Source organism: Paenibacillus sp. FSL P2-0089, from assembly GCF_038595095.1.
Classification (GTDB): Bacteria; Bacillota; Bacilli; order Paenibacillales; family Paenibacillaceae; genus Paenibacillus_AQ; species Paenibacillus_AQ silagei.
Genome location: NZ_CP152006.1, coordinates 3,339,236 through 3,359,948, shown reverse-complemented (window position 1 = coordinate 3,359,948; position 20,713 = coordinate 3,339,236). Strand labels below are relative to the sequence as shown.

General features: G+C 52.7%; 16 protein-coding genes and 1 other annotated feature. Of the genes, 3 read left to right on the top strand and 13 right to left on the bottom strand.

Annotated elements, in window-relative coordinates:
* Positions 1-20: 20 nt before the first annotated feature.
* The 4 genes from NST69_RS13905 to lysS form a co-directional block, all read right to left on the bottom strand.
* Positions 21-785, bottom strand: coding sequence for a TSUP family transporter (locus NST69_RS13905; protein WP_036728626.1), 765 nt, complete (start codon positions 783-785; stop codon positions 21-23).
* A gap of 29 nt (positions 786-814) precedes the next feature.
* A complete protein-coding gene (locus NST69_RS13900; protein WP_342549641.1) occupies positions 815-1,249 on the bottom strand; it encodes an NUDIX domain-containing protein in 435 nt (144 codons plus the stop codon).
* A gap of 89 nt (positions 1,250-1,338) precedes the next feature.
* Positions 1,339-2,058 (bottom strand): YebC/PmpR family DNA-binding transcriptional regulator, encoded by a 720-nt coding sequence (locus NST69_RS13895; RefSeq protein WP_076078109.1) that lies wholly within the window; start codon positions 2,056-2,058, stop codon positions 1,339-1,341.
* Positions 2,059-2,152: 94 nt separating this feature from the next.
* Complete coding sequence (lysS, locus tag NST69_RS13890; protein WP_342549640.1) at positions 2,153-3,712, bottom strand: lysine--tRNA ligase; 1,560 nt, start codon at positions 3,710-3,712, stop codon at positions 2,153-2,155.
* Positions 3,713-3,820: 108 nt separating this feature from the next.
* Positions 3,821-4,087 (bottom strand) — a binding site (T-box leader).
* 280 nt (positions 4,088-4,367) lie between these two features.
* On the opposite strand from lysS, the gene NST69_RS13885 reads away from it, so the two are divergent.
* Positions 4,368-4,778 (top strand): hypothetical protein, encoded by a 411-nt coding sequence (locus NST69_RS13885; protein ID WP_342549639.1) that lies wholly within the window; start codon positions 4,368-4,370, stop codon positions 4,776-4,778.
* A 429-nt stretch (positions 4,779-5,207) separates the two neighbouring features.
* Here the strand turns inward: NST69_RS13885 and NST69_RS13880 are convergent, their stop codons facing one another.
* From NST69_RS13880 to NST69_RS13870, 3 genes are all read right to left on the bottom strand, one after another.
* Positions 5,208-6,326 (bottom strand): 5-methyltetrahydropteroyltriglutamate--homocysteine S-methyltransferase, encoded by a 1,119-nt coding sequence (locus NST69_RS13880; protein WP_342549638.1) that lies wholly within the window; start codon positions 6,324-6,326, stop codon positions 5,208-5,210.
* Positions 6,327-6,341: 15 nt separating this feature from the next.
* Entirely contained in the window at positions 6,342-7,274 is a 933-nt protein-coding gene (locus tag NST69_RS13875) for a LysR family transcriptional regulator (protein WP_339314112.1), read from the bottom strand.
* 125 nt (positions 7,275-7,399) lie between these two features.
* A complete protein-coding gene (locus NST69_RS13870) occupies positions 7,400-8,539 on the bottom strand; it encodes a phosphodiester glycosidase family protein (protein WP_342549637.1) in 1,140 nt (379 codons plus the stop codon).
* Between the two features lie 151 nt (positions 8,540-8,690).
* Here NST69_RS13870 and NST69_RS13865 point away from each other — a divergent pair, with 151 nt between their 5' ends.
* Positions 8,691-9,632 carry a hypothetical protein gene (locus NST69_RS13865; RefSeq protein ID WP_342549636.1) on the top strand — a complete coding sequence of 314 codons (942 nt, stop codon included), beginning with the start codon at positions 8,691-8,693 and terminating at the stop codon, positions 9,630-9,632.
* Between the two features lie 82 nt (positions 9,633-9,714).
* The gene (locus NST69_RS13860; RefSeq protein WP_342549634.1) at positions 9,715-10,254 is read left to right on the top strand and encodes a DUF4303 domain-containing protein; all 540 of its coding nucleotides are present in this window, start codon (positions 9,715-9,717) and stop codon (positions 10,252-10,254) included.
* Positions 10,255-10,323: 69 nt separating this feature from the next.
* Here the strand turns inward: NST69_RS13860 and NST69_RS13855 are convergent, their stop codons facing one another.
* From NST69_RS13855 to NST69_RS13830, 6 genes are all read right to left on the bottom strand, one after another.
* Entirely contained in the window at positions 10,324-10,833 is a 510-nt protein-coding gene (locus NST69_RS13855) for a GNAT family N-acetyltransferase (RefSeq protein WP_342549633.1), read from the bottom strand.
* Between the two features lie 447 nt (positions 10,834-11,280).
* A complete protein-coding gene (locus NST69_RS13850; RefSeq protein WP_342549632.1) occupies positions 11,281-12,759 on the bottom strand; it encodes a TPM domain-containing protein in 1,479 nt (492 codons plus the stop codon).
* Between the two features lie 129 nt (positions 12,760-12,888).
* Positions 12,889-13,722, bottom strand: a complete 834-nt coding sequence (locus NST69_RS13845) for an aldo/keto reductase (RefSeq protein ID WP_342550175.1) — start codon at positions 13,720-13,722, stop codon at positions 12,889-12,891.
* A 36-nt stretch (positions 13,723-13,758) separates the two neighbouring features.
* A complete protein-coding gene (locus NST69_RS13840; RefSeq protein ID WP_342549631.1) occupies positions 13,759-18,282 on the bottom strand; it encodes a hypothetical protein in 4,524 nt (1,507 codons plus the stop codon).
* A complete protein-coding gene (locus NST69_RS13835) occupies positions 18,269-19,027 on the bottom strand; it encodes a DUF6063 family protein (RefSeq protein WP_036728653.1) in 759 nt (252 codons plus the stop codon). Before NST69_RS13835 ends, NST69_RS13840 begins: the two co-directional genes overlap by 14 nt.
* Positions 19,024-20,547 carry a hypothetical protein gene (locus NST69_RS13830; protein ID WP_342549629.1) on the bottom strand — a complete coding sequence of 508 codons (1,524 nt, stop codon included), beginning with the start codon at positions 20,545-20,547 and terminating at the stop codon, positions 19,024-19,026. The genes NST69_RS13835 and NST69_RS13830 overlap by 4 nt, the downstream gene beginning before the upstream one ends.
* Positions 20,548-20,713: the final 166 nt, after the last annotated feature.

The window sequence follows — 20,713 nt, the reverse complement described above, 5'->3', positions numbered from 1 at the left end:
ATCCACTCCATTAGTTGTGCTTAATGCATCGTATCCCATATTTGCTTGCCGATCAATATGACAGTGACTGTAATGAATAACGGCCGAATATACGCTGCCCCTTTGCGGATCGCCATCCGGGAGCCGACAATGGCTCCAATCACCATCGGAATCCCCAGAATCAGCCCGTGGGTGTAACTGACAGAGCCCAGGGCAATGAATGTAAGCAGGCTTGTGATGTTGCTGGCGAAATTCAGGATTTTGGCGTTGCCTGCGGCGGTGACAAATTCAAACCCCATCATCAGAAAAGCGAAAATCAGAAACGACCCCGTTCCCGGGCCGAAGAACCCGTCATAGAAGCCGATTATGAGCGCTGCCATGCTTCCCGCCAGACGTAATTTACCGTTGCTGGCAGAGAAGGTGGAGACGTCTCCCCAGGCTTTTTTGAACAAGGTGTAGATTGTAATGACCACCAGCATCACGATCACCAGCGGCTTCAGGAACTCGGAAGGCACCTGACGGACAGTCAGCGTTCCGGCCATCGCTCCAATGATCGACAGCGGGATCAGCGTCCGCACCAGCTTGAAATTGATTTTGCCGGAACGCACGAACGAGGCGGTGCTGGTCAGCGAGCACATCGAACCGGCCAATTTACTGCTGCCCAGCAGCAGCGGAAGCGGAATCCCTACCGCCAGCAACGCCGGAATCGCGATCAGTCCGCCGCCGCCCACTACAGAATCAATTAATCCGGCCAGAAATCCGCATACCACCAATATAAGAACCATACTGAGCGTCCAGTCTTCCATTACTGCGCCATCCCCCCCGCTACTCTAATCTAATTCCATCCGTGAGCGGCATACCAGACGCCGTTCCTGAATGTATTCCAGGCCTCCTGTACGAACGGGATGATATTCTCCGGCAGCGCATCCACCGGGAACCAGCTTACCTCATCGCATTTGTCCGGCTCCATGTTGTGGATCTCTCCGGTCCACTGCTCCGCCCTGAAAAAGAAATCCACCCGCTCATCCCCGGAGGTCCGCAGGTGCATCGTTCCGATCAGGGTAAGATTGGCGGGAGCTATAACCGCACCGCATTCTTCCCGGACCTCGCGGATGGCGGCGGTATGCAGCGGCTCGCCGCCATCCAGCTTCCCGGCAGGCAATCCATACTCCCCGTCATGATGTCCCGTATTCTTCCGTCTCAGCAGCAGGACTTGTCCGTCCTTAATCAGAAAAACATGAACCACACTGACTAATCGAAAGACTTCCATTCCAATTCTTCCTCTCCATTCTCACTCCCGAAAGAATAAGCGGACAAGCCTGGAAATCGGCTTGCCCGCTTATTCAAGTTACCGCTATTCTATTCTTCAGAATCCACGTTGTGGTAGACCTGCTGCACATCGTCCAATTCTTCGAGCGCATCGATCAGCTTCTCGAACTGTGCCTGTGCATCTTCAGGAATAGCTACGTAGTTCTGCGGGAGCAGTGTCAGCTCCGCTACGGTGAATTCCGTGATTCCCGCGCTGCGGAAGGCTTCCTGAACCGCATGGAACTGATCCGGCTCAGCATACACGATGACCGCCTCGTCCTCTTCCAGCACATCGCGGACATCCAGATCTGCTTCAATCAGCAGCTCCATCACCTCATCCGCTGATTTGCCTTCTACCCCGATTACCGCTGTCGGATCGAACATATACGTAACCGATCCGCTGACGCCCATGTTGCCGCCGTTCTTGCTGAACGTGGAACGGACCAGCGGAGCCGTGCGGTTGACGTTATTCGTCAGCGCATCGACTACAATCATCGAGCCGCTTGGACCGAAGCCTTCATAGCGCAGCTCAACGTAAGTCTCATCGCCGCTACCCTTGGCTTTCTCCAGGGCACGGTCAATAATCGCCTTCGGTACATTGTAGGTCTTGGCACGCTCCAGAACGACCTTCAGCGCCCGGTTGGATTCCGGATCAGGCTCGCCCTTCTTCGCTGCAACATAGATTTCTACCCCGAACTTGGCGTAGACCTTACTTGTATTCGCATCCTTGGATGCTTTCTTTTCCTTAATATTATTCCATTTACGACCCATATCGTTACCGCTCGCTTTCCAACATTTGATTAAAAACAGTCTTGTATATTATACCTCTGTTCGATCTATCCCGTAAAGGGCAGTCCACACTCCTTCACAATTCGAGCAAATTCAGCATCCGCTCCGTTCCGGCTGCCTGAATCAGCCAAGGCAGACGAGGCCCCTCCTCTGCACCAAGCACCAGCTGATAGATGATGGTGAACAGTCTTTTTTGTTGGATGCGCATCGTCTTTTTGTCTTCATGATGGCAAATGGCGTAGATTTCGGTCATCCGCTGCGTCTCGTCCAGCTCCCTGCTCCGCAGCAGACTGCACAAGCTCCGCAGCCATCTCAGTTCTCCAGTAAGGGAGTGATAATATGCATAGTTGGGCGAAGCTTGGATCGTCACCAGCTTGTGCGGCATCCAGTTCCTAATCCAGTATTCCGCACGGTCCGCCACCCTCTGAAGCCGGAGTTCATCAATCTCCACATTATTTCTGTTGAACATCTCCCGGAGCCTTCCCCTGTCGAAGTTGATTAAGGGAAGCAGACTGGCTACCTGGCCGAAGCTAACGTTGCTTCCAGCACTCACCGGGGAGTCGCTTCGCAGAGACAGCTCCAGCGCACCTGCAAGATCGCCCGTTAGCCTGCCTGCCCGTGCTCCCGCAGCATACCGCTCGAACTCCGCATAGTTGCGCAGCACATCCTCATCCAGCCCGATATGAAAGGCGGCATTCGGCTGGTATTTGGCGAACAGGAACAGGATGTTCTCAGGGGCATAGACCTCTAGCAGATCATCTGGAGTGTAATTGTGCCCGGAGGAGCTGGACATTTTGGCGAAACTGCCTTTAATACTGATGAATTCATATGGCTCATACATGGGCGGCGAATACCCGTAGATCTGCTCTGCGATTACCGCAGCCACATTATAGCTTCCTGTCTCTGACGAATGATCCCGGCCTCCCGGCTCGAATACGACCTGCTCCTGCTGCCAGCGCATCGGCCAGTCGATTTTCCAGTGCAGCTTGATATTGTCCGCCTGCGGAATATGTACAGTATCGCAATGACCACAGCCGCAGTGGTAAGCCACGGTCTCCGCCGTGTCGTCGTAGTCCAGAATGGTGGTCGAGTCTTTGCCGCATTGCCCGCAATAGAGATGGATGGGATAGAATGCCGCCCGCTCATCCGCTGAACTCCCACCTGTCTTGAACGACATCAGGATATCGTAAATCTCTCCCCGGCGGCGCAGGGCGTGCAGAATTTGCGGATAATAACGGCCTGACTGGTATTCCCGGCTCTGATAAATGAACTCCGGCTCAATCTCAAATACCTGGAGCGCCTGCTCGAATTCCGACTCGAAATGTGCCGCATACGAAGCATGACAGCCATACGGACAAGGCACCTTCGAATATGGCAGCCCAATATACTGAGCGAAGCCGGGATCGATATGGGCCGGAACTTTACGAAACCGGTCGAAGTCATCCCACGAGAAAATAAACCGCACCTCCTTCCCCGCCCGCCGCAGCGCCTTCGCCACAAATGCAGTCGTTACCACCTCGCGGAAATTCCCGATATGAACGGACCCGGACGGACTGATCCCAGATGCACATACATACGTCTGCCGCTGCGGATGCTCCGCGATTAACCGGTTTGCAATTTTTTCTGCCCAATGCACAATGAATCACCTCTACTGATAGTATGAATCTTACTTGGAGCCTGCTTGACTGCGCTCGGAGCCGCCCGCCTGTGAACGCAAAAAAGCTCCCGCCCTCAAGATCAATATCTTGAGGACGAGAGCTTGGATAAGCTTCGTGGTACCACCTCTGTTCACGGACAAGTTGCCTGATCCGCCTCTTCGGGTACGGCCATGACGCTTATACCCTATCTCTGTAACGGGAGAACCCGGCATACCATCCTTGGACACTTGTGCCCAATTCCCTATGCAGCTCGGAGACTTTTTTCAGATCAGGCGCTTCGCTGCTCCCTTTCACCACTCTGGAGCTCTCTGTAAACGCTGCCGCCTGCTTACTCTTCTCTTCATCGCTTGTTGCTGTAAGTTATTATGTGCAATAATACTGCGGGAGGGAGAATGTGTCAATTACTAAGTTTAAAATAACCTTTAATAGCTGTCAGGGATTTCGCTTGAGCATCTCGAACCAAAGACAGAACTCCAGAAAATTCATCACCCTAAGCCCATGCCATACTTTTCTTCGCTATTTTTGATAAAATCATAAGGAATACATAGCAAGCTCAGTTTTGTTAATAACTTCTGCATTAGGTGGGTCAAGTCTCTTCTTATCGGTGTCCTGAACAAAAAAGGAGGATTATTCATGAAAAAAAATCTATTCTTCACCTTCATTAGCTTTTTATTTCTTATTGCTTGTTCTTCTCAACAAAAATATTCTAACGTGAATGAAGCCATAATGTCCCTTGAAAAAAACATTACACAAATTGAATCACCTGACGACTACATTCTTGAGGGTATTAAACCTGTTAGCTATAAACTGAGTAATGAGGAAATTATAAAAGTTTACACTCTCGGATCGGAGGAGAAACAAGAAAGTGGATTAAAGCATTTTGAAGAAAGTATTCAGCTTCTTAGTTCCCACGCACCAATTGTCTACCAATCTGGAAAATATTTAATTCTGTATTACCCTCTCGTCGATTCAAAAACTCGAACACCCAAGCTAAACGAAACAGAGTTTGGAGTAAAAATAGAAAACGCTCTCAACAGTATGTAACAGTAACAGTAAAAAATCACGATTCAGGTCTATGCGACTATTAGAATCGAATGCCTCGGCTCATATGGCCAAACGATCAGTGCTCTTCGGAGGGCTACTTGTGATTAGATGCACGCCTTATAACGTTCTATTGATCTACAACTGCAATCACACAGAACACAAGCCATCCGCAGCAAACAAATGGAATAACGTATCTTATTTCCCTCGTTTCTAATAGTTTCAGGTAAACAAGTGGAAAAACAGCAACTACTGGATCGGGATATACCACTATGGCGGAATATGGGAGAAATTAAGTGTCGTTTATCCAACTGCTGCCCCGGCACAGCCATACATATCATCAGCAAGTGGAGAAAATCCATCTATCCTCCGCCCGTAGCCTGGCGATCCCCGCAAAAAGGAGGATCGCCCCCGGCAATCCTCCCCACTCACTTACACCCAAACCTCATTCGCCGTCTCAATCACCAGCCGCAGCTTATCCCACTGCTCTTCTTCCGTCAAAATATTGCCTTCCTCCGAAGAGGCGAAGCCGCATTGTGTGCTAAGACACAGTTTGTTGATGTCTACGTACTGTGCAGCTTCTTCGATCCGCGCGATGAGCTGCTCCTTGCTCTCCAGGCCGCCATGCTTGGTTGTCACCAGTCCCAGTACAACGAATTGGTCCCGGATGAAGCGCAGCGGCTCGAAGTCGCCGGAGCGTTCATTGTCGTATTCGAGGAAGAACGCGTCCACGTTCGTATTCGAGAAAAGCTCCTCGGCGACCGGCCCGTACCCGCCGGCGGCGAACCAGGTGGAGCGGAGATTGCCCCGGCATACATGCAGGGCAATGGTCATGTCCGCCGGGCGGCTGGCAATGCTCTCATTAATCAGCCGGACGTAATCTTTTGCCAACTGATCCGGGTCAACGCCCCTGCTGCGCAGATGAGCACGATGTCTGCCGCTGCACAGCGTCCCCCAGGTGGTATCATCCAGCTGCAGATAACGGCAACCGGCATCATAGAAGGCCTGAATCGCCGTCCGGTACACCTGAATGATATCTCCGTACAGCGTTTCGGTATCGGAATAAATCTCGTTTCCGTTATACTCCTGCACGAAATGGAACAAAGAGGGTGAAGGAATCGTCATTTTGGCCAGCGTCTCTCCGGCCATCTGCTGCAAGGTACGGAATTCCGCGACCATGGGATGGTCCCCGAAGGCGATTTTACCGGTAATTCTGAAGCTCTCCGCCCGGTTCGTCTGCTCCTTGGAAGCGCCGGGAGTACCGCCAAGAGTGATCTTTCCAGTACCCTCAATCCCCAGGAAGAAGTCCAGATGCCACCAGGAGCGGCGGAATTCGCCATCGGTCACAGCCTTCAGCCCAAGCGCCTTCTCCTGCTGCAGCAGCTTTCCAATCTCTATATTCTCAATCTCCGCCAACTGTCCCGCGGTTAGTTCACCTTCCGCATGCAGGCTGCGTGCATTCTTGATCTCCTCTGTACGCAGGAAGCTCCCGACAATGTCGTAACGGAAGGGCGGTGCATTTCTTGTCGATCCGATCACTGGACTGCTCATACGTCCCTCCTGCTCTTATAGTAAGAAAGATTCAAGCTCGAAAACATTACCCGACACCAGATCATTCAGAATATCAATATATGTAGACATAATCTCACTCGGTTTGCGGTCCTTGTGGGCAATCCAGCCGACAGAGAACACTTCCTTGCTGTCAAAAGGGATCGTAATCAGCCCCGCATCATCCAGCTCAGAGGCCATAATCCCGGTCCCCACGGTATACGAATCACTTCCGAGCAGCAAATGAGTCAGTGTGGCCCGGTCAGTCACCTTAATATTCTTCTCAATCTGCGTGAAGCTAAGCATCTCCTCCGAGAAATGCAGCGAGTTGTTATCACCCTGCTCAAAAGTAATGTAAGGATATGGATGAATGTCCTCGGCCGTAATTCTCTCTTTTGCAGCCAAAACATGCCCTTCCCGCACATATACATGCGGATTCGTATTGAACAGCGGGGTGAACTTCAGGTTCCCGTCACTGAACAGCTTGTTCATGATCTTGTAGTTGCTCTCGTTGATATACAGAATCCCGATGTCGCTGCGCAGGGTACGCACATCCTCGATGATCTCATAGGTCTGCTTCTCTCTCAGGCTAAAATTGTATTCCTGCACCTTGCTCTCCTTCATCAGCTTCACAAAAGCATCCGTAACAAACGCATAATGCTGTGTAGATACCGAGAAATAGATCGGGCTGCGCTTCTTGCCGGTATAGCGGTTCTCCATGAATTCAGTCTGCTCAATAATCTGCCGGGCATAGCCCAGGAATTCCATGCCTTCCGCCGAGATGCTGATCCCACGGTTATTCCGTTCGAAAATCGTGATGCCAAGCTCGTTCTCCAGCTCCTTGATAGCATTCGAGAGGCTGGGCTGCGACACAAATAGCCGTTTGGCCGCTTCATTCATAGAGCCGCTGTTCGCAATCTCAATTGCGTAGCGGAGCTGCTGCAAAGTCAAACCTTTCCCCCTCCGATCATGGACTTCACCTGGCAGGTTCAGCAAAATAAGAATTTACTTGTTATCCTAGCACACCTGCCGCGTCTGATCTACTATTGATTATGAAGCAGGGAACCTAGCGTATGTTACTGGGTGCGCTTCTTGCCTGCGTCGATCTTGGCCGGGTCCAGCCCTTCCCAGATATTCTTGATCTTCGCGTTCTCGGGGTCATCGAATACCAGGAATGCCGTCGGCAAGTAACGCTCCCCATACTGCGAAGAGGGCTTGTTGACAATCTCATTGTCCTTCACCAGCACCGTCGAAGATCCCCCGTCCAGATTGGCCGCGATGACCGCCCCATGCTTCAGCATAATCTGCTGCACATCATACAGGTTCGCCCCGATGCTGTAGCCCGGCTGCCGCCCGTCAATCACTACGAAGATGAGCGCACCGTCTGCCCTTTGGCCCATAGCTGTTCTTGGCGCGATGCCCCAGCCTTCGGCGGCATTCTTAATCTGGCCTTTACCGTTCACAATAATCCGTGGCTGAAAAGAAACCGCCTCCTGCACCCCCATCTTGCTGAGCTGATCCAGAGTGTAGTTACCGGCGACCATTTTGCCTTCCTTATCGATGCCGACAATCTGTGTGGATTTCTTGCCGCCCAGTCCATTGTAGAACAGCTTCCCTTGCGAGATCACCAGCCCGATCGGCTTGAAGCCATTGCCCTTCCAGTTCGGATCGGCGAAGCCGCCGCCGTTCACCCCGGCGATAGCCCCGGTCCGCGCCACCATGCTGGATACCTTTTCCCCGGAGCCGATTTTGCTAGGCACACCCAGGCGCACCTTCTTGGGGTCGTTCACAATCATGACATAGCCGCTGTAGCCGCTGCCCGAAACCTCTTCAACCTGGACCAGCGGTGTATGCTCAGCTTCCTTTAGAGGCTCAGGCTTGATCTCATGGGTGTCTACCTCGTCGCCCATCTCCTCGAAGCGCTTGGTATAATCGCTGACGCGGTGCTTCAATTCCTCTTCGCCGATAATATATTTGGCCCAGTGCCGGTGTTGAGTCGTAATCAGCGTATCTGCGATCAGGAAGCGCGTATTCTGGGCCGACGGTGCAAAATAGAGCCAGCCTCCGGCTGCTATAACCAGAATGAAACAGACCATGAACACCCTGAAGAGTGTGCGGAAGAAACCTCTTTTCTTGCGCTTCGGCGCCGGTTTCTTCTTCTTACGTACAGTAGAACGTTGTGGTAAAGAGCTCACTTCTGAAATCCTCCCTAACATACCGATAATGGTTAAGTCTATAAACTCACAACTTCCATGATAGACGAAATCTCTGATTTAAAAGTTTCAGTTTGTTTAACTCTGTCCAGAAACTGTAAACTAGTTCATATAAGCGCAGGCCGGCCCAATTAAAACATAGGAGGACAGCGGCATGAAACAGCAATTCATCACAGCCTTGGAGCAGAACAATCTGGACAGCATCCGGCAAATACCTAAAGGCGATCTGCACAACCATATCACCCGGGGAGGCAACAAACGATATATAAGTGCCTGGTGCGGTACGGCTATACCGGAATGTCCAACATATAAGGATCTTGGGGAGATGAACCTGTGGAATGCCCGCTATATCAAGCCTTTACTAACTGGGCGAATCGGTTATGAGAAGCGTATTGAGGCGTCCTTTGTTCAAGCGAAGTCAGACGGTGTTCAATTGCTGCATATGAGTGTGACGATGGGTGAAGAAGAGTGGTTTGACGGCTCTATAGCAACACTGATTCAGACCATCCAGGGCATTCACCAGCGGTTTGCGCCAGAGATTCATTTTGTCCCGGAGCTTGCTTTTCTCACCCATACGCCGATTCAAGAAACCATTGAGATGCTCGAACAATATCTGGAGCATAACTACTTTAAATCCCTCGATATCTTTGGCGATGAGTTTGCCGTTCCCGGATTTAAGCAGGTGTTCCGCATGGCGAAGCAACAAGGGCTAATTCTCAAAGCGCATGTTGGGGAGTTTGGTACATCTGATCTGGTAAAACAAGCTGTGGAGGAACTGGAGCTCGATCAGGTTCAGCATGGCATCGCAGCCGCACAATCACCAGAGACGATGAAGTGGCTTGCCGACCATCATATTCAGCTTAACATCTGCCCTACCAGCAATGTTCTGCTTTCCCGGGTGGCCAATTATGCGTCACATCCCATCCGCAAGCTCTATGATTATGGCGTCACAGTCACGGTGAACACTGATGATATGATTATTTTTGACCAGAGTGTGTCGGACGAGTTCGTTAATCTGTACCGGGCCGGATTGTTCAGTGTGGAGGAGTTGAATACGATCCGGGAGAATGCGCTTACGGACGCAAACCGGAAATAAGGACAGGTGCTTGCATTCCTATACGCAACGCCACTATTCTATAAGTGAAGTTATACTTAATCGTAATATAAGGAGGGTTTTAATGAACGCTTTTCTTACTGAATTTGAACAACGGATTCGCGAGGGCTTGGTGGCTGACCTTGAAGCTATATTGGCCGAAGTAGCACATGAGAAGGTATATGTCTGCGCAGTCGGGACCGATAGCGACTTTGTCACTCTGTTCCTTGCTGTCAATACTGAGCAATCACTTGCCAGACATATTGCCGATATGACAAGTGAAGGTTTATGTGATGATGCTGAAACAGAGCTTTATTACAAATGGGCAATTTCCGAATTTCAATATGGTGAGCATTCGCATTTCAATCATATCAGCCGTTTTTTATATGCAGAGGATAATGTATACCAATATAAAGATGAAATGGTCAAAATCATTGCCAAGGCTGTTAATGAAACCAAGGACGATGTATTCACAAAATATAATCAAACCAAAGAGGACATTACCTTCTTTGTATCCATGACCGACGATGAGCTGGCTGAGGAATTAGAGAATGAATCAGTGGCGCTTATGACAAATCCTGAAATAGTTTCTGAATTTTTGGCACGCTATGATGCTGAAATTTAAAGAAACCTAATAGCGGCAGCCCGGACATTAATATCCCTGACTGCCGCTATAGTAATGGTAATTCGTGCTCTACCTTGATTTGGTCAAGTATAGAGTAAGCTCATCATCCACCCGCACCTGACTTCCAGGAACCACAGGCTTGTTGTCATACATGAGTCCCCGGCCATCCGGAATGTAGCCGCGTTTGGTGTACAGCCTTTGGGCCGTACCGTAGCTGTCATATAATCCGAAACCAATGCCAATTGTGTCAAATCTGGCGAATGCTTCTGCTTCGAGAGCGTCAATCAACACACTGCCAATGCCGCATTTCCGTAAGGTAGGAATCACATCAAGATTCTGGATCTCAGGAATATGATTCTCTGCAAAATAAGGATAGTGTGAGGTATACACGATATGTCCCCAGCCTGCAAACAGATTCTCATGGAAGGCTAATAGCGTAAGCCGCTTCTCCCCTTCGTTTTCCTTCCAACACTGTTCAATATACGTTAACGGTTTGCTGACATCATGCGGGGCCAGCCCTTCATGTATCCATGTAATGTCTTCGGACTTCATCCGGCGGACCCTTATAGTTGTACTCATAAAATCAATCCTTCCTTTCCAGTTGCACTGTGCCTATCCCCTAAGTGTACTTTGACAATTAAAACGGTCCATTATTGCGCCGGGATTGACTTAATTGCACTTTGTACATTTAAATTCACCCTTATTCGGTAAAAGAGGGCTTTCGACCAATTATAGTTGTACATAATACATTTAAGCTTACAAATCCAGATTTACACCGTCATTTAGCTGCACGGAATACATCTATTTGCTGCATGCCCTCCGTAAGTACGTGTACAATCTGCATTCCTCTTAACTCGTACCATAATTCCTCTCAACTCGTGTTACGCTGCTTACTTAACCACATAATAGCTGTGAAAAGAAGCCGCGCATCCCTGCACGGCTTCCCCTTCTTGTCCATTCTATGCGTGTTACACTTCAGAATGTGGATGAACAATACCTAACCCTTAACGGGTTAGTGTGTCCGGCTCACCGGTGTCTGCCCACGCCGCCACCGCTGCTTGCGCTGCCGCCACCGCCGGAATTTCCTCCACCACCGGAAGAGCCAGAGGAGTGCCGGCCAGAGCCGCCACCGCTGGAAGAACCCCCTCCTCCACTGTTCGATTCTCTATGAGAGGAGGAATACCGCCCCGATCCCCCTCCGCTCGAAGAACCGCCGCCCCCGGAGTTACTGCCCCAGAAGCTGCTGGAGCTGGATGAGCCGCTCCCCGAGGAGGAGTGATGGTGCGGCCGCCGGTATCTTCTTCTCTGGCTGTAGCCATAGCCGGGCTGGCCGGTCCAGACGCCATATCGCCGGATATTGCGAGGGTTATGCGGATTCAGCCGTATCCCGTAACGGGCAACATAACGGTTGCGCGCGGCAGCCGCGAGACTGATTAGCGCGACAACAACCAGGAAAATCCCGAGAATCATCATCCCCTTCGATCTGGAGACAGGCACCAGCTCCACAGGTTCTTTTGCCTTCACAGGTGCTTTGCTGACGGTGGAGGCTGCTGTAGATGTGGAGTTGCCTGCGGCTTGTCCCGAAGCAGCATCTGCACGGGCCAGGAAGAAGCTGTAGAAGGCATTCGCCGTCCCGGTTGCACCGCCAGCGTAATCTTTTGCCGCGAATTTAGGCTCCAGCACTGTATTCAGAATCCCGCTGATCCGCTCATTCGTCAGCACTCTGTCGATCGACTTGCCCTGTAGCACATGATAGTTATCCCCGCCGATATCCAGCACCAGCATCACATCTCTGGGACCGGCAGCAACCCCGGCGAACTTCGCATAGGTGTAATCCTGCAGGCTCTTGCCGCCAGTATTCTTAACAGTTACCACATAGATTCCGCTCCCGGTGGTAGCCGCGTAACGGTTACTCGACTGGTTCAGATAATCCTTGGTAACTTGCGGGAAGATTCCGGCATTGTCCGACACATAGCTTCGGGTGCCTAGCGTTTCCGAGTAGCTTCCGCCGAGCTTCTGAATGAAGGAGCCATAGGTTTTATAAGCACCGGCGCTATACTTCTTGGCAGCGAAGTCCGGCTCCAGCGATGCCGAGAGAATCTTCGAGATCACACCACTGTTCAGCTCTGTCTCCAGTCCCTTGCCGGGAACCGCCCAGTAATCATCGTCCTTAATGGAGAGCAGCAGCAGCAGTCCATTATTCTTGTCTGCTGAGCCGACTCCCCATGAATTGAACAGCGAGGTCGCATATTTCTCCATAGAGACACCGTTCGTCGAATCCACGGTGACCAGCACTACCTGTGCCCCGGTCTCCTGATAGAGCTTCACCCCATAGTTGACCATGTAATTCTCTGTCTTCTCATCAATTACGCCTGCAAAGTCATTCACATAGAATGATTCTGAATGTTTCGGAACAGCAGCCTCCGCCCGCCCGGGTGCCAGCGGCAGCAGAAGCACAATCATCAGGATGGCGGTAAGTGCTGCTTGTATACTTTTACGATTCATAGTTACCCCTCCGGCTTCTCAATTCTCTTCTATTACTATATCGGTTACGCATAGGATGGACTTATAGTTCCATCTCTCTTATGTGTATGTCCGAATCTAGCAAATATTCGAAAGAGACCGCCGGGCCCTTTACTCGTTGTTGAACCGGTCCGGGTGAGAGCCGAAGCGCTGATCGCGGTTCAGGCCGTTGATCCGGCTGATCTCCTCTTCAGACAGCTCGAAGTCAAAAATATCGGCATTCGCAATAATCCGCTCCTCCTTGACCGACTTCGGAATCGTCACGATTCCGTTCTGCAGATCCCAGCGCAGGATGATCTGCGGCAGTGTTTTGTTGTGTCGGGCTGCAATATCAGCCAGTACCTCATTGTCTAGCAGATGCCCTTGGGCCAGCGGGGCCCAGGCTTCAATCTGAATGCCCTGTGCCTTGCAATATTCGCGGAGCTCCTGCTGGTTAAGCAGCGGATGCAGCTCCACCTGGTTGACCATCGGCTTCACGGTGGCGTCGGCCAGCAGATCCTCCAGATGATCGATCTGGAAGTTGGATACTCCGATGGCACGGACTTTACCGTCCGCATACAGCTTCTCAAGTGCGCGCCAGGTGTCTTTGTATTTGGCCCGGATCGGCCAGTGTACCAGATACAGATCGGCATAATCCAGTCCCAGCTTGCTTAAGCTCTGGTCAAATGCAGCCAGCGTAGAATCATAGCCCTGCTCTGTATTCCATACCTTGGTGGTGATGAACAGCTCCTCACGCGCAACTCCCGATTCACGGATAGCCTGTCCGACCCCTTCTTCATTTCCATAGACGGATGCCGTATCAATACTTCTATAACCGGCCTTGATGGCTGCTTTGACCGAATCAATAACCTCCTGGCCCTCTTGTACCTTGAAGACACCCAGCCCGAACCATGGCATTTCTACACCGTTAGCTAATTTCGTTGCCGATTTTAAGTTCATCATAATCACACTACCACCTGTCTATTGGATTGGTTAGATTAACTAGAATAATGAAGCAGGGATCAGCTTGCGCCCGCCTTTGATCAGGGTCGAATCCAGGGCATCCCCTTTATCTCCGCCAAAATACAGCTGCCAGTACACGCCGAAGCGGATGCTGACATCATTCTTGACCAGCTCCGGCGGCGTGACGATCAGCCACTGGAACTTCAGCGCCTTCGAGATCTCGAAGACCGGATCGAGCACGTTATTCGAGACCATCTCACCGAACGGGTTATCGTACAGGAAGACCGTCCAGCCTTTGTTTTCCCGGTTAACGCGCTTGTGAGTCATAATCATCATCGCCACTAGCAATTGAACAGACTGACGCTGTCCGCCGCTGCCCACCGCCTCATCCAGCGCGCCGCGGTTGATGACCTCCCAATCGGAATAATGATAGTCCTCGGGAGCGGCATACAGGAAGTAATTCTCCGTCACCGGCTTATACACCTGCAACACCGGGAAGCGGTTCTGCAGTGCAGCATACACCATGCGTCCATCGTTAATCAGCTCTCTGACAGCTGAAGCCGGAACCTGCTCCATCTTCGGGAACCGCTCCAGCAGGCTGCTGATGCAGCGGTTGAAGTACTCGCTGACCAGCGGTTCGATGTCATCGGTCGTCCGTGGAACGTTAATATTCCTGTAATTCAGCTTAACCAGCGGGAAGGCATGGCCGTTCTCATTGTGAATGATCATCCGGCGTTCCATCCGCTTCAGAATATCAACGATCTGCACCACACGCTTGGTTGCCCGGCCTACCCACAGCTTGCGGGACAGCTCCATATCCTCTTTATCGCTGCGGATGCTCTCCATCTGATCACGCGAGCTCTGAAGCATGGAATCCAGCACCTGCAAGGCGATAGCGAAATCGTCCCAGTGAACATTGTTCAGGCGTTCCTGAATCTTGGTCTCAAGCTCCGCATTCCAGCCGGACTTGGCCACCTTGCCGCTTAGCTCAGTCTTCTCTTCCTTCACCTTACGGGAGATCTCCGCCCGCTGGCTGCGGCTGGTCTTGCTGCGCTGCAGCCAATCCTCCACCAGCGTCTCGCAGCTCTCCCGCACATTCAGCGGCAATTCTTCCGGCACCTCCCGGAGCGGCACACGGTGCTCGACATGGGTAGCCATGATCCGGCTCTGATTGCCGAGAACGAGCAGCCATTGATCCATAGAAGCCAGCACCTGCTTACTGGTATTCAGCAGATGCTCATTCTCCCGGACCCGCAGACTGATCTCTTCTTCCTTCTGTTCCAGCGGCTCATGCCACAGCTCTACCGTCCGCTCATGCTTCTCCTTGATCGCCTTCTCGGACTTGCCCAGCTCTTTGCGCAGGCTGTCAAGCTCGGTCTGGCAGCGGATGAAGGAATCACGGAGCTGCTGATAGTCCTCGTCCAGAATCATCGTGTCGCTCTTCTGTCGGACTCTGGCGGACTGAATCATATCCGGTGACTCCTGCGGCTCAGGGGCAGACGGCCATCCGGCATCTACCTGCTGCACAGCAGCTTCCAGCTCAGCCAGCTGTTCTCTAGCTGCCTTGATCTGGGCTGTTCTTGTGCGGATCTCCAGCTCATTCTGGCTTAGCGACTGCTGAAGACTCTCAACTGTACTGAGCAGCTGCAGCAGCTTGTCCTGTACCGTCTCATTTAGTACTTCATCGGCAGCAGCTTCATCTGCCTTAACATCCGCCTCAGCATCAGCACCCTGAACCTTTGCACCCCCAAATTCACCGGGGAACTCTATGTCCGGGAACCAGTTCTGCAGCCGCGGGAATACAGAATAGCGGGCATCCCCGATCCATTTCTCGCGCTGCAAGGCGAGGCTGTCCATCTCCGCCTTCAGCCGGGCGAGCTGCTGGTCCTTAACCGCAATCTCTTTGCTGAGATTATTCTTCTGCTCCACAGACTTGTGCTTGTCTGTATAATTCTGCTCGTGCTTCCGGCTCCGCTCATTCCACTCCCGCAGCGCCGCCGCCCGTGCCTCCTGCTCGGACTTATCTGCTTCGCAGGCTGACAGGTCTCTGGAAATTCCAGCCAGAACCTCCTCATAGCGTGCCTGTTCTGCGTTCATTTCATTCAGCTGGGTGCGAAGCTCCTGCAGCAGGGTCTCCGCACTCTTCTGTCTAATCCGCAGACTTGCGGTATGCTCGCCCTGATGCAGGCGTTCATATTCCTGCCGGGCGGATCTCAGCTTGGCAAGATACGTTTCCTCCGCCTGAAGCTCCTCCTCCTGCTCACGGAGTCTGGAGGCCATCCTCCGCTTCCACTCCTGGAAATGATCCGGCTGCAAGACCATCTGCGGCCCTTGATGCGCCAGCAGCAGGAAGGCGTCTGTACCGCCCTCCGCCATCTCCTCGCGCACGAAGATCGGGACCGGAGCCTTAAGCAGGAGCTCCTTAAGCAGCTCCGGCTGGAGCTTAGCCGCTTCACGCTTCGTGACAATCAGGCCGTAAGGAAGCAGCGGATGACGTTCCAGTTCCTCCTCGCGGACCAGATAAGGCTGATCGTTCAGATACATGGTGCCGGTCATGGAGCTAATCTTGAGGGCATCCAGCGTATCCTTCACCGTTACGATATCATGGTTAGGCAGCCAGTAGGTTTCCTGCTGCAGCTCGACATCCAATAGCTGCTGATAATAATCCCGCCGTAGCCGCCTCGTCTGCTGCTCGGTATCCTCCAGTCTGCGGATGAACCGCTCCTGGATTAGAGGCTTCGCTTCAAATAGAGCTGTCGCGCCCAGCTGCTGATGCTCCTCATACATCCCCAGCAGCACTACGAGCTGTGACCAGAGCTGTGATTCCTTGTTCATCTGGGCTTCGATGCGTCCGCTCAGCTCCTCTGCCTGGGCCTCGGCCCCCTGCAGCTTCTCAGCCAGCCGGGTATGCTGCGTATGCAGGAGCAGCTTCTGGTCTTCAGCGGTCTTACGCTGTTCGTTCAAGGCCTCAATCTGCTCAGTCAGCCCTCTGGCCGCAATCAGCGTCCGCTGTAGGGCGGCTGCCGGTGAGTGGGCGGCTTCCTGTCCGTGGCGGGAAGCGAACACACCCAGCTCCTCCGTATATTGACGGATCATGGCTGTTAATTCTTGCAGCTTCCCATCCAGCCTGCCAAGCTCCAGCAGTAATTCCTCCCTGCCCTTGCGCAGAATCTGTTCTTCCGCTGCATGGGAATGCTGCTGTCCGCTGTAGAACAGGCTCTTCGCCTGCCATAGCCGGTAGACCTGCTCCCACTGTACCCGCAGCTCCTGCTTGGCCCCTTGAATCACCTCTTGGCGCTCCTTCATCGCAAGCGACCCTTCGATGGCTTCAATCTCCTTCTGCCACTGCTCCATCTGGCGGAGCTGCAGCTTGCGCCGGGCCAGATAATGGGCAACCTCCAGCGACTTCTCCCGCTGCTTGGATTCTTCCAGACGCTGCTTGGCCCGTGTCTGATTGTCAGAGACCACTCTGAAGTGCTCCTGCTTGCCGTCATGCTCTTCCTTCAGCCGCAGGTACTTCAGATTATCGCTCTCGAATCTGAGCGTCTTCGCTTCCAGATAATGTCCGGCCAGCTCATCCGCCGTTCTGCGGCGCTTGTCTTCCGCCTGCTTCAGTTCATCATGAATAACGGTATAGAGCTGCGCTCCTAGCCTCTCGGTCTCCTGGAAGCTGAGGTCCGCCTCCGTTCCGAGTTTCACCGCTTCATACAGAGGAGCCGCAAGAGAGGTGAACTCGGCAAAAGCCCGCTCCCGCTGCTCCAGCATCGGCAGCCGCTGTGCAACCGTAGCGGTATCCACGAACATCCGCTGAAGCGAGCCTTCATCCTCGCGCATACTTCCCCCAAGACTGGAACCAATCTCTGGAATAATCAGCCGCTCAAAAAGATTATGATTGGTGAATGCGTCATTTTTCTGAAAATAGCCCTTGATGCCGCCCTCTTCCCCGTTGATTCTGCGCATATTGCGCCATTCATCAATATGGATATCATGGTCAGCCAGGTAGGCATAGTATTTCTTCAGATCGGAGCTGCTGCTGCCGTAGACATTAATCTCACCCCGCCGTTCCCGCACAAACTGCTGAATCGCTTCGAAGCTCGCAGGCGTATTCAGCTCATGATCATATAAGGGCAGGGTGGATAGTGTAAGCTCAGCCGTCTCCTCATATTTCAGCAGCGCGTATAGGAGATAATCCACTTTGATCTCAAGCTGGTCCATGGAATGTTGAGCAGTCATCGCGATCCCGGTGGTGACATACTCCGTCCGCTCCTTATCGTCGAGCCGCCATTCGATCGCCACGTGGAAGGTGTAGGGCTTCAGCTGTTTTTTGTGATTATGGAAGAAGGCCTCGACCTGGTTCTCATTATCCTTACCCCAGGCGGCTCTAGGCATCAGCAACTGGAAAATCGACTGCAGCAGCACGCCCTTCCCCCCGCCGTTCATCAGCGTAATCAGGGTATTGGCCGGGCCTTCTTCATTACAGAGATCAAGGATCATATCCTCATATTTCTTCAGCATCTTCTCGTATTTCAGTCCGGCGATGCGGATTCGCTCAATGCGCGGCATGGGCTTCACCTTCCTGTTCGCTGAGTGTGCGGCCAACCAGAGCCTTCAGCTCTTTGTACCGGTCCACATCGTGGTAGAGATAACGCATCCGCTCGTACAGCTCTTCCCTTGGGAAAATCCGCTTCTCATTCTCGGAAATGAACACCAGATGCTCCTCCTCCAGCAGCTTCATCCCTTCGTGGATGAGGCCAATCCGTGAGCCTGCGCCGCGGGTTAGCGAATCGCCCTCCTCCTGGCTGCGGGTCTGCATATAGAGGCTGGTCCACACTCTGTGCATCGCCTGGATATCCAGCCGCCACTGCTTGCTGAAGCTGCCGTCTTCATCCATGCCGATCCAGCCTTGGAACAGCTCGGATACCTGATCCGACAACTGAATATAGGACATGCTGTCCTGTCCCGGCTTGAAGTGCTGCTCATCCTGGTCCATCTCCGCCAGAAAGACGAGGATAATAACGTTAATGATATGTAGATGCGTCTTACGCTCAATCCGTGAATACTTATTGCGCAGCTGAGTGAAGTTGCTGGCGAATCCGGAGCCGATCGGACTCACGAGCAGGTGCAGGCGGTGACCGGAATTCATAATCCGGCAGCCGGCTTCTTTGGCTACGTATTGCAAGGCGTCATAAGCGGCGGTATCCTGCAGACATTCGGCGGCAGCGGGATCATCCAGCGGAATCACCTTGCGCTTAAGCAGGTCGAAGAACAGCCGGGAAGCCTGCTGAACTTGCTCTAGGGAATAACTCATATCCGAATCATCTCACTTCTCTCTACTATAGTAATGGTATAAGGGCTGATCTCAAGGCCGGGGATACGGATGCTGCCCTGCTGCTGTGCAGAGATGGTGGTCAGCAGCCTTGCGCCGCGCAGCACCGCAAGCTCCGGGTGATCCAGCATCAGCCGCTGAAGCAGCTTCTGGCATTCGTCTGCCACCCCGTGGCCCTCTGGTTCCTGTTCCTCGACAGTAATTACGGTATGGAAAAATTGCACCCACAAATCCACGGCATCCGGGCAATCCGCCCAGCGCCGTTGCTCCTGCTCCGTGAACACCTCGGCAGTGAAGGTGAAGCTGCCGTGCGCAGCCACTCCGGCTATGACCGGCAGCCACAGCTCGCATACCTCGGTCCAGGGAATACCTCTGGGCACATAATGGATGTCCTCGTCTTCCCCAGCTTCCTCCGTCACATCCGGCGTATCCTCCGCAAGGAAGCCAACCTCCTGCTCTTCCCAGGCCCAGGCCAGCGGATAGATGAAATCCTGGCTGGGCGAGAACAGCCCGCTGATCAGCGTCTCCAGGCTATCCCCATCCCGCAGTCCTTCGGGCTTCACCCATTCCTCCCACACATGAGTGCGGAAGTTAAAGCCCGCTGCTCCCCAGAATAATTCCGGGAAGTTCAGCCGCAGATTCGTCTCTGCTTCGAAGATGCTCAGCACAACCTCGGCCAGCTCGTCATGCACCCGACGGGACAGCTCTACCCGCTCGGAGAGCTGACGCAGCTCATTAAAATCAATGACATCCTTCTCATCATTGGCCAGCCGGGCCAGCGAGCGATGGATATTATCGAAATGCTTGCGTTCCTCGTCAAATTGCTGGTGGATCTCCTCCAGTCGCTCATGCCGCTGGGTGCCGTATTCGCTGAAGATATGCTTCGGATTACGGCGCAGGGCATTGCGGTATTCCTGCTGCTGCTGGGTCATTTTGCGCACGCGGGAGATCAACTCATTCACATCCTGCATCGCCCGGGTAACCCGTCCATGCTTGATATGCATCTGAATCTCCAGCAGCTTGATGCTGACCTGGAACTCATCGATAATCTCGTGGCTCATGAAGATCAGCTCCATCGCATACTCGGAGAGCCGGTAAATGGTCGTCCCGTTCTCCTCCCAGCTGATACGCGTAGCATCCTCGTCCACAGTGAAATACTTGTATTTCTGGACCCCGATCTGCCGGGTGTGGTCATCGTAATAATGGGACTCGAAATCCCCGCCGCTGCCGCTCCACAGCAGTCCGTCTACCAGCCGTTCGACCGATTCCGGGCTGCCGAGCTTCTCTATGCCGAAGCGCTCAAGTGAGCTCCAAGCAAGATCCACCAGGTCCTCCCGGGCCCGCTGTTCATTCGATTCCAGCTCCAGATAATAGACCTGCAGCAGCACACTAAGCGCAATCATTTCCTTATACGGCTGCAGCTCACCCAGATTCATGCCTGCACCGAGACTCCACAAGGGGTTCAGCCGCTTGTTCCGTTCTCCGAAATCATTCCAGTTCATGCTCTTGCCAACCTCGCCATCACTTCATAATTTCCCTACAACATAACATAAACCCAAATCCGCACCGCAGGGTGAAGGTTGGGCCGGAACATACACAGTTATAGACGGTTTGTTCATGCTCAGAACCCCGAGATAATGGGAATGTATGTTTCTATTCTCATGTCAT